The sequence below is a fragment of the Methylococcales bacterium genome (assembly GCA_030949405.1).
Taxonomy (GTDB): Bacteria; Pseudomonadota; Gammaproteobacteria; order Methylococcales; family Methylomonadaceae; genus WTBX01.
Genome location: JAUZSN010000002.1, coordinates 1,694,182 through 1,708,616, shown reverse-complemented (window position 1 = coordinate 1,708,616; position 14,435 = coordinate 1,694,182). Strand labels below are relative to the sequence as shown.

The following is a 14,435-nucleotide window of genomic DNA, read 5'->3' as shown; positions in this document are numbered from 1 at the left end:
CGCCATTGTAAAAATAAAATTTCCTTAAGTTTCCGTTCCTTTTATCAATTTTTTAATATTACTTGTATGCCTATATAATAATAAAATTGTTGTTATTGTAAAGGTAATCACTAAATAACCATCCCCCACCATAAACCAAACATAAATCGGCGCGAAAATACTGGCGACTAAGGCTGAAAGCGACGAAATTTTACTTATTTTATAAACCAATAACCAAGTTGCTAGTAGGGAAAAGCCTAAAAAAACATCAACCCCTAAAGCAACCCCTAATGAAGTTGCAACGCCCTTCCCTCCTTTAAACTCAAAAAAGACAGGATATAAATGCCCAATAAAGGCAGCAAAAACAACACAGGCCAACAAAAGAGTCTCAACATTGAGTAATTGGGCAATTAAAACGGGAATCACCCCCTTTAATGCATCCCCAACTAAAGTAATTACACCCGCTTTTTTACCTCCGATGCGTACAACATTCGTCGCCCCTGGATTACCCGATCCTTGCCCCCTAGGGTCTGGTAATCCCATTAATTGACAAACAATAACAGCACTCGAAATTGAACCTATTAGATACGCACCAGGAACAAGTAACCACTCAATCATAATTTAATCCTCTTGAAAACCTGTATCATAATTATTTATACTTAACCGTTAATTATTTAAAATCACTATTTTAACTGGAAAAATACAATGGACATTATCTTTTTAGGCGGCCTTGAAATTAAAACAATTATTGGCATCTATGATTGGGAACGTGAAACTAAACAAACAGTGATACTCAATATAGAAATGGCTTTTGATATTACGCAAGCTGCAAAAAGTGATGATATTACGGATACGCTTGATTATAAAGCTGTTTCTAAACGTATTATTTCTTTTGTTGAAACCAGTCAATTCTTTTTAGTTGAAAAATTAATTGAAGAAATTGCACGCATTATTCGTTCAGAATTTAATGTACCGTGGGTCAAAATTACTTTAAATAAAAAAGGCGCAATTAGTGGCGCAAGCGATGTCGGCATTATTATTGAACGAGGAGCAATGTAATCATGCCAACAGGATACATTAGCATCGGCAGCAATATTGAACGAGAACACAATGTACGTTCCAGTCTAATTGCACTCGAAGACTATTTTGGCCAACTTATAATCTCAAGTGTTTATGAATCAGAAGCCGTGGGATTTTCAGGAAATTTTTTTTATAACTTAATCGTCGCCTTTAAATCAACGCTTGATGTAACGCTTGTCGCTAAACAACTAAGAGAGATTGAACTCGCTCATGGGCGAACGCGAAATAGTCAAAAATTCTCAGCCAGAACACTGGATTTAGATTTAATTCTTTATGGGGATCTGGTACTCACTAAAGAACGCTTACAAATTCCTCGTGATGAAATTGAACGCTATGCATTTGTATTAGAACCTTTAGCCGAAATTGCAGCCAATCTATTACATCCGATCAGCAAAAAAAGTTATGCTGATTTATGGTGCGAATTTGATAAAACCAATTTAAAACAACACAAGATTGATTTAAAGCTAACGATCTAAGCCAACCTTTACACCCTTTACTTTTTATGTGAGGATGTCGATAGCGAGTGCCTTTATTGTACAAGCCCAGAATGGCTAAACGATTCAATATTAGAAAAATCACTGAGGCAATTATCACGATAATTTGTTATGGCAACATAATAGGCATCCCCTGCTTTTAAAGCAACAGAATAAAGTCCTAATTGGTTCATATCTATACTATGAATGACTTGCCCTTGAGGATAGAGCGCGTAATTTAAACGGTATCCCGTTGCATTAGGCGCATGTGTCCACTGGGCAGTCACTAAATCATCCGTCACCGTTAACGCTAATACAGGGGGAATCAGCGCGTTATCCGTACAAATCGTTTTTGAAATAAAGTCAGTATATTTTTTAACGCGGGTATAAACCCCGTAGCTATCCTTTTGAGCGCACTTAAATCCCCAACTGGTAATTCCCGCTTGTTGCCAAGTATTGCTTTCCGTATCGAAAACAACTAAAGGCCCACCACTATCGCCTTGACAGGTATCTTTTTGATATAAATCATCGCCTGCACAGAGCATATTTTCAGTCACATTCCCCATAAAAGACCTGCAAATTGAGGTATCAACAATTGATAAGGCGACTTGTTGTAATTGGGTGGGATAAATTGTCTCCGTCGCCGAGGTTGTTCCCCAACCTAAGGCAATAGCCATTTTTTCTGCCCTATCTTGAGACGTATAAGGCGATATAATTTTAATAGGGTCATTTTTAGACTCATGGGTTAGTTGAATCAGAGCTAAATCATTATCAAAGGTTATTTTATTGTACGACGGATGAATAATAATACGCGCTACAAATAAGCGTTCATTATGGATGACAATACCAAAACTATCCGTAGTCTCCCCAATGACACAATGCGCCGCTGTTAGCAGCCAATCTTTAGCAATTAAACTTGCGCCACAAAAAATATTTCTATTTTCTGATAACGGTTGATAAGCCAATGCCGCCATCCAAGGCCATTTAGCCGAACTCGTTGTTTCGCCTCCAACAATTTTAGGGATTCGCTCTGCGTGAGTCCCATGACTGATCAATAATAAAATGAGTATTAAGCCAAATTTAATTTTTTTAAACATAAGATAATAAGTGTCCCTAAAATACTAAAAAATAGCCCTATGGATAAAGCAAATTCTTCACCCAACAAGCGGACGCTATCACCTTAACGTAACTCACCTTAATGTTCAATAGTTAAGCTTTTACAAAAATAACCCGTTAAATTATTTAAGGATGCCTTATTATTTAATACGGGATAGGTAGCTTTTTTTTAAAACTTAAGTAAACTCTTAACTGTGAGCAAAAATTTAGCGTTCACATTATTATGATAATCATTAATAACAATTAGGAGCAAAAAATGGCAGTTTCACTCTCAAAAGGCGGAAATGTAAATTTAAGCAAAGAAGCCCCAGGCTTAACACACATTAAAATTGGATTAGGCTGGGATGTCCGCGCAACCGATGGCTCAGCATTTGATTTAGATGCCGTGGGTTTTTTATTAAACACTGAGGGTAAAATACTCTCTGATAATAGCTTTATTTTTTATAACAATAAAACCTCAGAATGTGGCTCAATTGTTCATTTAGGTGATAATCAAACAGGGGAAGGGGAAGGCGATGACGAAGCAATCACCGTTGATTTAGCCAAAGTACCAACTAATGTGGATAAATTTATCATCGCCGTAACGATTCATGAAGCGGACACCCGTAATCAGAATTTTGGACAAGTCAGTAATGCCTTTGTTCGGGTGCTTAATGATACCAATGATACAGAAATTGCACGTTATGACTTATCAGAAGATGCCAGTGTTGAAACGGCTATGGTGTTTGGTGAATTGTATCGTCATGGAAATGACTGGAAATTTAGAGCGGTCGGTCAAGGTTTTAATGGCGGTTTAGGGCCGTTAGCCTCAAGCTACGGTGTCTCTGTTTAATCTTTTCTTTCTTTAAGAAGGGCTGTTTAAACACTAAACCTCCCTTTTTTATCGGCTCAATTTAATGAAAGCTTATTTCCAACAACAGTTGCTACTTTGGTTTGATCATAACGGCCGTAAAGATTTGCCTTGGCAACAACCTGTTACTCCTTATCGTGTTTGGATATCAGAAATCATGTTACAACAAACCCAAGTTGCCACCGTGATTCCTTATTTTGAACGTTTTATGCAGGCGTTCCCTGATATTGAAACCCTTGCAAACGCCTCTTTAGATGAAACCTTACATTATTGGGCGGGACTCGGCTATTATGCGCGGGCAAGAAACCTACATAAAACCGCAAAAATAATTGTTAAACAAGCTTATTTTCCCGATAATGTTGATGAATTAGTGACCTTCCCTGGAATAGGATTATCCACCGCAGGAGCTATTTCAAGTATAGCCTTTAATCATTCAGCGGCTATTTTAGATGGCAATGTACGGCGCGTCTTAGTCCGCTTTCACGCCTTATCAGGGTGGACAGGACTCACAGCGATGACTAAAAAGTTATGGGAACTCAGTCGTTTTTACACCCCTAATGAACGGGTCGCGGATTATACCCAAGCGATCATGGATTTAGGCGCAACATTATGCACACGAAGTAAGCCAGACTGTGAACATTGTCCATTAGTTAAACAGTGTCAAGCTTGGTTACAAGGAAGGGTCGCCGAATTACCCACCCCTAAACCTAAAAAAAGAAAAGCCCCTAAAAACCTGTGTATTTTTAATTTTGCACAGCCAACAACAGGTCTTATTAGAAAAACGCCCACCCACAGGTATTTGGGGGGGATTATGGAGTTTTCCTGAGTTTTCATCCATTCAGGAAGCCGATGATTGGTGCAAGCAATCTAATATTATTTTAAAAAAACAAACAAAACTGAGCTGTCAACGCCATACTTTTTCACATTACCATTTAGATTACACCCCGTTACTCATTAAGTGTGACTCACCGAATACAATTGTGATGGAAAAAAAAAGAAGCTGTTTGGACTCACTCAGAACACCTTAACACTTTAGCCTTACCTGCCCCTATTAAGCAGCTATTGCAAACTACAATGGAACCTATAAATGACCCGAATGATTCAGTGCGCTAAACTTAAAATAGAAGCGGAAGGCTTAGAGTTTCCTCCTTTTCCAGGGACGAAAGGACAACAAATTTTTGAACATATCTCTAAACAAGCGTGGCAAGAATGGATAAGTATGCAAACCCTGTTAATTAATGAACATCGGTTAGCCAGTTTTGAACCCAAAGCACGAATATTTTTAGAGTCTGAACGTGAAAAATTTTTATTTTCTGAAAATTTTGAAATGCCCGAGGGTTATGTCCCCCCTGCTAACTAGATTATAATAGTCAATTTTACAAAGAGGATACGAAAATGTCAAAAAATTGGATTGCGCCTTCAATTCTTTCCGCAGACTTTGCACGCCTAGGGGAAGAAGTTGATAATGTTTTAGCATCAGGTGCGGATATCGTACACTTTGATGTAATGGATAATCATTTTGTCCCTAACTTAACGATTGGCCCGTTAGTCTGTCAAGCCTTAAGAAATCATGGGGTTACCGCCCCGATTGATGTTCATTTAATGGTTGACCCTGTTGACAGAATCATTCCTGATTTTGCAAAAGCTGGGGCCTCTATGATTACGTTTCACCCAGAAGCCTCAACACATATTGATCGTTCGTTACAAATGGTACGCGATGCGGGCTGTAAATCAGGGTTAGTTTTTAATCCTGCCACCTCACTAAGCTATCTTGACTATGTGATGGATAAAGTGGACATTATCTTATTAATGTCCGTTAATCCAGGTTTTGGGGGACAATCATTTATTCCCGCAACCTTAGATAAATTACGCGAAGCCAGAAAAAGAATTGACGACAGTGGTTTTGATATTCGTTTAGAAATTGATGGCGGCGTTAAAGTTGATAACATCCGTGAAATCAAAGCCGCAGGGGCTGATATGTTTGTTGCAGGTTCCGCTATTTTTAGTCAACCTGACTACAAAAAAGTTATTGATGAAATGCGTGTTGAATTAGCAAACGCGTAATTTAAAATAGCCGACTATCACGATAGAACGTTTGCATTAAGAAACAAGAGATTAATAACGTCCGAAAGTCATATACAAAACCAAAATAGATTTTGTAGACTGAGTTACGTTTTTTGTAATCACAAAAAAACTAACCCAACCTGCAATAATATGTCGGATGTTATTAAACTTTTATTCCTAAGATAGGCTAACATTACGTATTAAATAGAAATAAACAGTCCACTTAACAAGTGTCCACTCAATTTTTCTACTACTAAATATGAATTATTTTAATAGTCTAATTTTAAAAAGGGTTAACACCTTTGGGTTAAAAAAAAGTACGCTGCTTATTTTATTAACCCTGAACATGGCTATTCCTGCTTATGCGGAATCATTAAAAACAGCCATTGCCAGTGCGCACCCATTAGCAACCGAAGCAGGCTTTGAAGTCTTAGCCAATGGGGGAAATGCCTTTGATGCCGCCGTTGCAGTAAGTGCGGCATTAGCCGTTGTAGAACCGACTGGATCAGGGCTTGGGGGCGGAGGTTTTTGGTTATTACATCGCGCGAAGGATAATTTTGAAACCATGATTGATGGTCGCGAAAAAGCACCGATAGCCGCGACTAAAAACATGTATGTTAATGAACAAAATAATGTCATTGAAGATTTATCAAAAGAGGGCGCACTATCGGCTGCAATTCCAGGACTGCCTGCGGCAATAACCCATTTAGCTAAAAAATATGGTCGCCTACCCTTAAGCGAATCACTAGCCCCTGCCATTCGTTATGCCACCGAAGGGTTTGCTATAGGGCCTCATTATTTAGATTTACTCACTCGGCGACAAAAACTCATCCGTAAAAATAAAGAATCCACCCGCATTCTCTTAACAGACGGTCAACTTCCGCTGCAAGGGGCCTTATTAAAGCAACCTGACTTAGCTCATACACTGCAACAGATTGCCGCAAAAGGTAAAGCGGGGTTTTATCAAGGTGAAACCGCTAAAAAATTAATACAAGCGGTTCAAGAAAAAGGGGGAATTTGGACACAAGCGGATTTAGATCGCTATCAAATTATTGAAAGAATGCCTATTTATGGCTATTATAAAGACATCAAAGTTACCAGCGCGGCCTTACCATCATCGGGTGGAATTGTACTGGTTGAAGCCTTAAATATTCTTTCAGCTTACAAATTAGATACCGTCACAAACATTCAAAAGAAACATTTAATTACTGAGGCCATGCGCCGTGCTTATCATGATAGAGCCTTATATTTAGGCGATAGCGATTTTATACAGGTGCCTATTTCTCAACTCCTAGATCATAATTATGCCGCTGGATTAAGAAGTAATATCCGTATTGACAGAGCCTTGCCGAGTAACGCGTTAAGCGGTGAAGAAGAAATAAAAATAAAAGGCGAAGATACCACTCATTTTTCCATTATAGATACCGAGGGTAACCGCATCTCAGCCACCTTAAGTATTAATTTCCCTTTTGGCTCAGGCGTTATTGCCAAAGGAACAGGGGTTATTTTAAATAACGAAATGGATGACTTTGTCAGCCTTGAAGGACAACAAAATGGCTATGGCTTAATCGGTGGTGCCGCCAATACCATTGCCCCTGAAAAACGAATGCTCTCAAGTATGACACCGACCTTCCTAGAAAGTCACGATCGCATTGCCGTATTAGGTACCCCTGGCGGGAGTCGTATTATTTCAATGATATTATTAAGTGTGCTTGATTTTTCGGAAGGAAATTCCCCCGATTCGTGGGTAAAAATACCCCGCTATCATCACCAATATATTCCCGATCAAATTCTTTATGAAGCAGGTGGCTTAAGTGAGGCAGAAGAAAAAGGTCTTTTTGCTTTAGGTCACTCCTTAAAAGAAAGAGAAAATACCTATGGAAACATGCAAGCCGCTGAGTTAAATAAGCATAAGGGAAAATTAAAAGCCGCCAGTGATCCACGCGGTGAAGGATTTTCGGATGTGCGTTAAAAATCGTTCATGTCCACCGTCCAACTTAAAGCGATAAAAAAATAAAAATTAAGGCATCCTTCATTTAGCTTAAAAGTAGTTTACACTTTATTCTTAAAAAATAGTGGGGAGTAAAATAGCTTTAGCTATTGAACTCCGATTTAAACTGTAAACCGAAAAATGAAGAATGCCAAAATTAACTAACCGCATCACACTCAAACACCGTCAGATAAGCTTTACCCAATCGAGCCTACTGCGTTTTAAACGATCACTTTCTCTCAAAAAAACTGCTGTTCAATTATGACCTCTCCCACCAAAAAACACCGTATCCGTAGCTTTATTCTTAGACAAGGTAGAGCGACTGCAGGTCAGAAACTAGCAATCGACACCCTTTGGGATAAATACTGCTTAGACCTCAACCAACCGCTGGATTTTAAACATCACTTCGATAACACCGCCCCTATTATTTTAGAAATCGGCTTTGGTAATGGCGATAGTTTAGCCAAAATGGCCGCTGCAAACCCAGAACAAAATTATTTAGGTATTGAAGTTCACAAACCAGGAGTTGCCCATTTAATGCTCTTGCTCGAACAACAGCAATTAACCAATGTGAAAATTTATCATCATGATGCGATTGAAATCTTAGAAAAAAAAATTCCCGATCACTGCTTGCAGGGCATTCAATTATTTTTCCCTGATCCGTGGCAAAAACGCCGTCATCATAAACGCCGCATTGTCACCCCCGATTTTTTAGACCTATTAGCTAAAAAATTAATCTCAGGCGGCTATTTTCATGCGGCAACCGATTGGGAACATTACGCCAAAGAAATGTTAAAAACCCTTTCAAATCAAACTCAATTTATCAATAACAACCCCGCTAAACGTTACAGCGAACGTCCTGACTACCGCCCTCTTACGAAATTTGAACAACGCGGAATTCGTCTAGGGCATGGCGTTTGGGATTTAATTTTTAAAACATTATGACTCATTTTATTGCAGGTCAACGTTGGATTAGTAGCACCGAACCTGAACTTGGTTTAGGCATCCTCCTTGACGTATTAGCCCATCGTATCACCGTACTTTTTTTAGCCACGGGTGAACGCCGTGTTTATGCGCGTGATAACACCCCTTTAATACGAGTTAAATTCAGTGTCGGGGATCAAATTGAATCCACCGATAACCAACCCCTAAAAATTAAAGCGTTCTCTGAGAAAAAAGGACTCATCACATACCAATGCACCAACCAAGCTAATGAAACCATAGACTTAGATGAAATTGATTTAAATCACCACCTCCAATTTAATAAACCGCAAGAGCGACTTTTCACAGGAAAAACAGATCCTACAGCGTGGTTTTTATTACGTTATCAAACGTGGCAACACCTCCAAAAGCAACATCAATCGCCTGTAAAAGGTCTACAAGGAGGACGTACCACCTTAATTGCCCATCAATTATTTATTGCCCAACACGTCGCCAATCGTTTCTCGCCCAAAGTCATGCTAGCCGATGAAGTTGGCTTAGGTAAAACCATTGAAGCGGGATTAATTCTACATCATCGGCTACTTAATGGATTAAGCCAGCGAGTCTTAATCATTGTCCCCGAACCTTTACTGCATCAATGGTTAGTGGAAATGCTAAGACGGTTTAATTTACAATTTAGTTTATTTAATGAAGACCGTTGCCATGAATTAACCGATGAAAACCCCTTTTTATCCGAGCAATTGGTGTTAGCGGGTCAGCAGTTTTTTTCAAACCATCCCAATCGTCAACAACAAGCCCTAGATGCGGGCTGGGATATGCTCGTGATTGACGAAGCTCATCATTTAGAATGGAATCAACAGCAACCCAGCCCTGAATATTTATTTGCCGAATACCTAAGTCATCAAACTCAAGGCGTTATTTTATTAACGGCTACCCCCGAACAACTGGGGAAAGAAAGTCATTTTGCACGGTTACGCTTACTTGATCCTGACCGATTTTATGACTTTGACACTTTTTTAAGCGAAGAACAGCAATTTGAACCCGTTGCCGCCATTGCAAAACTCTTATTAACGGGCAATCCTTTAGACGCTCAAGCAGAAATTAAGCTTAAAAAATTAGTCCAACACGATGCCATCGAGGGTTTATTAGATGCCTTAAATTTACCTGAAAAAGCAGCCGAGGCTCGCCAAAAAATTATTGCCATCTTATTAGACTATCATGGCACAGGGCGAATTTTATTTAGAAATTCACGGCAAACCGTCAAAGGTTTTCCTGAGCGTCAACCCCATCCCTACCCGATTAACATTGACCCTAGTGACTGGTTATTAGAAAAATTAAAACAAGAGGAACAACCTCAAATGGTTTTGATTTGTCATTTAGCAGAAACCGTAATTGCATTAGAAAAGAAATTAAAAAAACAAGGCATTCGGGTGGCTGTTTTTCATGAACAAATGAGTATTGTTGAGCGAGATCGAGCCGCCGCTTACTTTGCCGACACGGATAATGCCGCGCAAATTTTATTGTGTTCTGAAATTGGAAGTGAAGGCCGTAATTTTCAATTTGCTCATCACTTAATCTTATTTGATTTACCGATGAACCCCGATTTATTACAACAACGCATCGGGCGTTTAGACCGTATTGGTCAAAAATCAGTGATTCAAATTCATATTCCGTATCAAGAAAAAACGGCGGAATCTGTTTTATACCGTTGGTATGCCGAAGGGTTGGATGCGTTTCATCATAATTGTTCAGCGGCTCAATCCGTTGCCGTTCATTTAGGCGATGAATTACAACAAGTTATGATATCAACCGACCCAGCCCTCATTGATGATTTTATTGAAAAAACACGCCATTTAACGGCTAAAATTGAAGCTGAATTACATCATGGACGCGACCAGTTATTAGAATTAAATTCATGTCGTCCTGAGCAAGCTGAAAAATTAATTCAATTACTGAACCCAGCAGAACAACCGCATTTATGGCATTATGCCGAAGCGTTATTTGATTGTTATGGGGTGAGTTCTGAGGAACATTCAAAGGATTGTTATATTTTAAAACCCAGTGAAAGTTTACGTTTATCGCATTTTCCTTATTTATCGGAAGACGGGATGACCCTAACGGTTAACCGCGAAACGGCTTTAGTACGAGAGGATATGCAGTTTTTAACCTTGGAACATCCAATGATGGTGGCGGCAATGGATTTGGTGTTATCAAGTGAAACAGGTAATGCGTGTATGAGTGTTGTCGCTCACCCGTTACTCAAGGGCGGGCAATTTTTGTTGGAATGTTTATTTATTGTTGAATGTGCCGCCCCCATTGAATTACAAGTGGGGCGTTTTTTACCCCCGACCCCGATTCGAGTTTTGATTGATCAAAATCAAGAGGATATTAGTGACTTGATTTTTCATGAAGATTTAATTGAAGCCCATGATAAATTAAATAAAGAGCAAATCGCTGATTTTTTAAACAGTCAGCGTTCTTTGATTCAAGCTATATTAGCTGTTGCAGAGCAACAAGCCCAGTTAGAAATGCAGGTCTTAGTGACTGAAATCTCTAAAGCGATGATTGTCTCATTAGGGGATGAAATTAAACGGTTAACCAGTTTACAGAAGATAAACCCAAGCATCAAAACGAAAGAAATTGACCAGCTTAAAGACGTGATGTTGTTATTACATGAAAATATGAGTGAATCGCAATTGAAGCTTGATGCCGTTAGGTTTATTGTCACTAAAGAATCATAAAATATGATGACACACTCGTTTTGACTACCAGTTTAAGATTTGATCGTGACGCATAGGAATGCGGATTTAATAAAACCCAAAAATTAATAAATTATATTAGTTGGTAACAAGCTTTGAATCAAGTATGCTCTATTGTTATGAAAATACAAAATTATCCAGTAAACATTGAAGCGCAAATGCGCAATTTTTATAATAGCTTATCGGAAAAAGACCGTCGCCATTACTCGCGGTCAACAGGAATTAAAAACCGACCTATCTAATGAAAAGCAACGCATTCGCAAATCAGGAGGAGGACGTAACTTTTTACTGCCAACCCTTGATGGAATAGATGAGGTATTTTTAGACGTATTGAAAAATAACACGGCGGGATCACCCATGGATGAAACGATAAAATGGACAAATTTATCGCGCCCTGCTATCGCGAAAAAGCTTGGGGAACAAGGCTTTCCAATGAGTGTAACGGTTGTTGATAGACTGTTGAAAAAACATAATTTTCGTCCACGGCAAGCTTTTAAAGCCGAGGCAGGAAAGTCTAATATCCCTTATCGAGACGAACAATTTAAGAATATTGAACGCCTCAAGCAGGAATATACAACACAGGGAGATCCTGTTTTGAGTATGGATGTTAAAAAAGAATTAATCGGTAATTTCTTTCGTGCAGGTACGCTTTACACACAAGAAATTATCCGTGTAAATGACCATGATTTTCCATCCTATGCCAAAGGTAAAGTTGTACCTCATGGGATTGTATGATATTAATCGTAACGTAGGTTATATCACTCTGGGAGTCAGTCATGATACCTCTGAGTTTGCCTGCAAATGTATTCGTCAATGGTGGTTAGAGCATGGACAGGCATTGTATGAGGGATCGACAAATTTATTGCTACTATGTGACTGCGGTGGTAGTAATAATGCACGCTATTATATTTTCAAAGAAGATTTGGAAAAATTGTCAGAGGAATTAAAGATTAATATTCGTATCGCCCATTATCCGCCGTATACATCGAAATATAACCCAATAGAACATCGCTTATTTCCGCAATGGAATTATGTTGCCGTCCCTGTTGACCCTGTATCTTCGGGTTTTATTAAATCCTGAGTCCATAGTGAAAAAGGAAATGAAGACTGAAGAACAAAAAAATTATGGGGGATGTTCCTGTAAGTTAATTCGTTACCAATTTTCAGGGCAACCCATTATTGCTTATAAATGTCATTGCCTAGATTGCCAATTAGCATCAGGAGGTGGTGCAGTTGCTGCAATCTGGGTTAATACTAACGATTTGGTGATAACAGGAGAACTTAACTATCATGAAGTTATTGCCGATAGCGGTCGAAAAATTACCCGTGCTTTCTGTGGTCAGTGTGGTACACCCATCCTTGCAAAATTGAGCATTCCTAATGTGAATGGTATTTTTGCAATGAGTTTAGATAATCCTGATATTTTTTTTCCAGAATACGAAATTTGGACCTGTCGAACACGACGCTGGGAAATTTTAAACCCCACATCGTTATGTTTTGATCAAGGTTTTCCGTCTGCTATTATACGAAAACATTTAGCCGCCAATAGCCTTAAAACTAAGTAACCGACCTAGTTGTATCTAACTGGGGAGCTAAGTAAAATTAAGTTATTTATTTTTTCTAAAGTTAATGGGTAAAATAACTTAGAAAAATGGACTTTCTTTTTAAGAAAGTATCTACCTAGGATGCTGTCCGACAATAGTAAAATCAGCCTTTTTCAAAAATAAGATCTTATAAATCAAGTACTTAATTTTTTAATTTAGCCAAAAAGTGAGTTATTAGACAGCCTCCTAGCTTGGCTTTGATTCAAAACCCTCAAATGAAAAGAATATAGTTTATTAAGGTAGCTTATGAATGATTTTAGTTTACTAATATCCCATAAAGAAAAATTAATCCCTATTGGTATGATGCTTGCTGCATTAATAGCTGGATTTTTTTCATTATTAAATCTAACAATACTTCGGACAGTTTTAAAAGTAGAGGAAATCTTCAATTCATAGGAAAATGTAGTTTCTAAAGCAACAATTTCCTGAAAAGAAGATTTCCATGCAACTAATAGAAACGATTTTAGAAAAAATGTCTAGTGGTTCTAAACCACCGTTACAATGAGTTATCAGAAAAAACCTATCGTCGATGGTTTAATAAAAAGTTAGATTTTCTTAAATTTAATCAGGTAGGTAATAATGAAATTCTTTCAACGTCGGGACAAAAAATAGCGGCTTTAGAGTGTAGCTTTGTTAACAAAAGTGGTGAAAAAACTTACGGTTTAGCTAAGTTTTGGGATTCTAAACAAAAGTTTACCCATGGCGTGATCGCTAAAGGTTACCATCAAATTGGAAAATTACGTTATGATGCTAATTTACGTTTACTCTACGAAGGTGTGCAAAAAGAAAAAGGTCGCCATAAATGTTATGACAGTAAGTGGATTGTGGGTGAGACGAGAAAATTAGAATTAGCAGGTAAACAGGGTGGTGTTAAGATTTATACAGCAATCGTTAATTCTGTCTCATTGAAATGTAATATTCGCATCGCTTATTTAGTTAAAACAACGTCACAAGGTACACGTTATGCCTTGTTGTTTTCAACAGATACAGAGATTGATGCAATGACACTTTATAATTATTACAAGGCACGGTTTCAGATTGAATTTCTATTTCGTGATGCTAAACAATTTACAGGACTTTGTGATTGCCAAGCACGTTCTGAAGTAGACCTGAGTTTAATAAAATGCTCTTCTCAATACGAGGAGCTTTGTAGCTTCGGGGTTATCTCGCATTAAAACTGTCCGAAGTGTTGTTATTTCTAAACTTGAGTTTTTATCTTTTCCCAACCTCTCCGATAATGATGCTAAATTATTTGACGATTTTATTAAGAAAATTGAAATTATGGATTTATAAATACTAACTTTTCAATGGGAATCGCTTTAATTTTTTAACAATAATCTTCCCTTAATTTTTGGTTTTTTTCGCTATATTTTTAGGGTCATAGGGACTTTTTTTTAACGCTAATCCCTGCACGCTTTAATGCTCTATCCATTGAGCTTTTCCCCATTTTGACCTTAAAATGCGGGTCGTATTTATCGCAAAGTTCAATTAAAGTTAGATCAGATTCTTCATCTAACCATATTTTAAGCTGTTTTTCACCTGCTTTAGGAAGAGTATAGCCACCTGCTTGTTTAGGCT

General features: G+C 38.2%; 16 protein-coding genes. 14 read left to right on the top strand and 2 right to left on the bottom strand.

The genetic code is table 11. The features are described 5' to 3' along the window. Positions 1-24 precede the first annotated feature (24 nt). Positions 25-600, bottom strand: a complete 576-nt coding sequence (gene plsY, locus Q9M50_08900; GenBank protein ID MDQ7090749.1) for a glycerol-3-phosphate 1-O-acyltransferase PlsY — start codon at positions 598-600, stop codon at positions 25-27. Between the two features lie 84 nt (positions 601-684). Between plsY and folB the strand changes: the two genes are divergently transcribed. After that, entirely contained in the window at positions 685-1,038 is a 354-nt protein-coding gene (folB, locus tag Q9M50_08895; protein ID MDQ7090748.1) for a dihydroneopterin aldolase, read from the top strand. 2 nt (positions 1,039-1,040) lie between these two features. After that, complete coding sequence (gene folK / locus Q9M50_08890; protein ID MDQ7090747.1) at positions 1,041-1,535, top strand: 2-amino-4-hydroxy-6-hydroxymethyldihydropteridine diphosphokinase; 495 nt, start codon at positions 1,041-1,043, stop codon at positions 1,533-1,535. Positions 1,536-1,588: 53 nt separating this feature from the next. On the opposite strand, the gene Q9M50_08885 is transcribed toward folK, so the two are convergent. Then, complete coding sequence (locus Q9M50_08885) at positions 1,589-2,629, bottom strand: serine protease (protein MDQ7090746.1); 1,041 nt, start codon at positions 2,627-2,629, stop codon at positions 1,589-1,591. A 275-nt stretch (positions 2,630-2,904) separates the two neighbouring features. On the opposite strand from Q9M50_08885, the gene Q9M50_08880 reads away from it, so the two are divergent. The 12 genes from Q9M50_08880 to Q9M50_08825 all read left to right on the top strand — a co-directional run bounded on the left by Q9M50_08880 (position 2,905) and on the right by Q9M50_08825 (position 14,032). After that, positions 2,905-3,480 (top strand): TerD family protein, encoded by a 576-nt coding sequence (locus Q9M50_08880; GenBank protein ID MDQ7090745.1) that lies wholly within the window; start codon positions 2,905-2,907, stop codon positions 3,478-3,480. A gap of 64 nt (positions 3,481-3,544) precedes the next feature. After that, positions 3,545-4,324, top strand: coding sequence for an A/G-specific adenine glycosylase (gene mutY, locus Q9M50_08875; GenBank protein ID MDQ7090744.1), 780 nt, complete (start codon positions 3,545-3,547; stop codon positions 4,322-4,324). Continuing rightward, the gene (locus Q9M50_08870; protein MDQ7090743.1) at positions 4,248-4,526 is read left to right on the top strand and encodes an NUDIX domain-containing protein; all 279 of its coding nucleotides are present in this window, start codon (positions 4,248-4,250) and stop codon (positions 4,524-4,526) included. The genes mutY and Q9M50_08870 overlap by 77 nt, the downstream gene beginning before the upstream one ends. 59 nt (positions 4,527-4,585) lie before the next feature. Next, complete coding sequence (locus Q9M50_08865; protein MDQ7090742.1) at positions 4,586-4,858, top strand: oxidative damage protection protein; 273 nt, start codon at positions 4,586-4,588, stop codon at positions 4,856-4,858. Between the two features lie 35 nt (positions 4,859-4,893). Next, positions 4,894-5,562, top strand: a complete 669-nt coding sequence (rpe, locus tag Q9M50_08860; protein MDQ7090741.1) for a ribulose-phosphate 3-epimerase — start codon at positions 4,894-4,896, stop codon at positions 5,560-5,562. Between the two features lie 346 nt (positions 5,563-5,908). Beyond that, positions 5,909-7,534 carry a gamma-glutamyltransferase gene (gene ggt / locus Q9M50_08855; protein ID MDQ7090740.1) on the top strand — a complete coding sequence of 542 codons (1,626 nt, stop codon included), beginning with the start codon at positions 5,909-5,911 and terminating at the stop codon, positions 7,532-7,534. Positions 7,535-7,813: 279 nt separating this feature from the next. Then, positions 7,814-8,497: a tRNA (guanosine(46)-N7)-methyltransferase TrmB gene (gene trmB / locus Q9M50_08850; GenBank protein ID MDQ7090739.1), complete on the top strand. Its 684-nt coding sequence runs from the start codon at positions 7,814-7,816 to the stop codon at positions 8,495-8,497. Then, positions 8,494-11,235, top strand: a complete 2,742-nt coding sequence (gene rapA / locus Q9M50_08845) for an RNA polymerase-associated protein RapA (protein ID MDQ7090738.1) — start codon at positions 8,494-8,496, stop codon at positions 11,233-11,235. The genes trmB and rapA overlap by 4 nt, the downstream gene beginning before the upstream one ends. A gap of 165 nt (positions 11,236-11,400) precedes the next feature. Further along, positions 11,401-11,988, top strand: coding sequence for a hypothetical protein (locus tag Q9M50_08840; GenBank protein ID MDQ7090737.1), 588 nt, complete (start codon positions 11,401-11,403; stop codon positions 11,986-11,988). Further along, positions 11,975-12,334 carry a hypothetical protein gene (locus Q9M50_08835; protein ID MDQ7090736.1) on the top strand — a complete coding sequence of 120 codons (360 nt, stop codon included), beginning with the start codon at positions 11,975-11,977 and terminating at the stop codon, positions 12,332-12,334. Before Q9M50_08840 ends, Q9M50_08835 begins: the two co-directional genes overlap by 14 nt. 19 nt (positions 12,335-12,353) lie before the next feature. Further along, on the top strand, positions 12,354-12,818 hold the full coding sequence (locus tag Q9M50_08830) for a GFA family protein (GenBank protein MDQ7090735.1): 465 nt from the start codon (positions 12,354-12,356) through the stop codon (positions 12,816-12,818). A gap of 518 nt (positions 12,819-13,336) precedes the next feature. Next, positions 13,337-14,032: a transposase gene (locus Q9M50_08825; protein MDQ7090734.1), complete on the top strand. Its 696-nt coding sequence runs from the start codon at positions 13,337-13,339 to the stop codon at positions 14,030-14,032. Positions 14,033-14,435: the final 403 nt, after the last annotated feature.

Excerpts from the sequence above, each read along its gene's own strand:
- Q9M50_08835 (MDQ7090736.1), top strand. The coding sequence starts at position 11,975 with ATGGGATTGTATGATATTAATCGTAACGTAGGTTATATCACTCTGGGA.
- mutY (MDQ7090744.1), top strand. The coding sequence starts at position 3,545 with ATGAAAGCTTATTTCCAACAACAGTTGCTACTTTGGTTTGATCATAAC.
- Q9M50_08830 (MDQ7090735.1), top strand. The coding sequence starts at position 12,354 with ATGAAGACTGAAGAACAAAAAAATTATGGGGGATGTTCCTGTAAGTTA.
- ggt (MDQ7090740.1), top strand. The coding sequence starts at position 5,909 with ATGGCTATTCCTGCTTATGCGGAATCATTAAAAACAGCCATTGCCAGT.
- Q9M50_08880 (MDQ7090745.1), top strand. The coding sequence starts at position 2,905 with ATGGCAGTTTCACTCTCAAAAGGCGGAAATGTAAATTTAAGCAAAGAA.
- rapA (MDQ7090738.1), top strand. The coding sequence starts at position 8,494 with ATGACTCATTTTATTGCAGGTCAACGTTGGATTAGTAGCACCGAACCT.
- trmB (MDQ7090739.1), top strand. The coding sequence starts at position 7,814 with ATGACCTCTCCCACCAAAAAACACCGTATCCGTAGCTTTATTCTTAGA.
- rpe (MDQ7090741.1), top strand. The coding sequence starts at position 4,894 with ATGTCAAAAAATTGGATTGCGCCTTCAATTCTTTCCGCAGACTTTGCA.
- folK (MDQ7090747.1), top strand. The coding sequence starts at position 1,041 with ATGCCAACAGGATACATTAGCATCGGCAGCAATATTGAACGAGAACAC.
- folB (MDQ7090748.1), top strand. The coding sequence starts at position 685 with ATGGACATTATCTTTTTAGGCGGCCTTGAAATTAAAACAATTATTGGC.
- Q9M50_08865 (MDQ7090742.1), top strand. The coding sequence starts at position 4,586 with ATGACCCGAATGATTCAGTGCGCTAAACTTAAAATAGAAGCGGAAGGC.
- Q9M50_08885 (MDQ7090746.1), bottom strand. The coding sequence starts at position 2,629 with ATGTTTAAAAAAATTAAATTTGGCTTAATACTCATTTTATTATTGATC.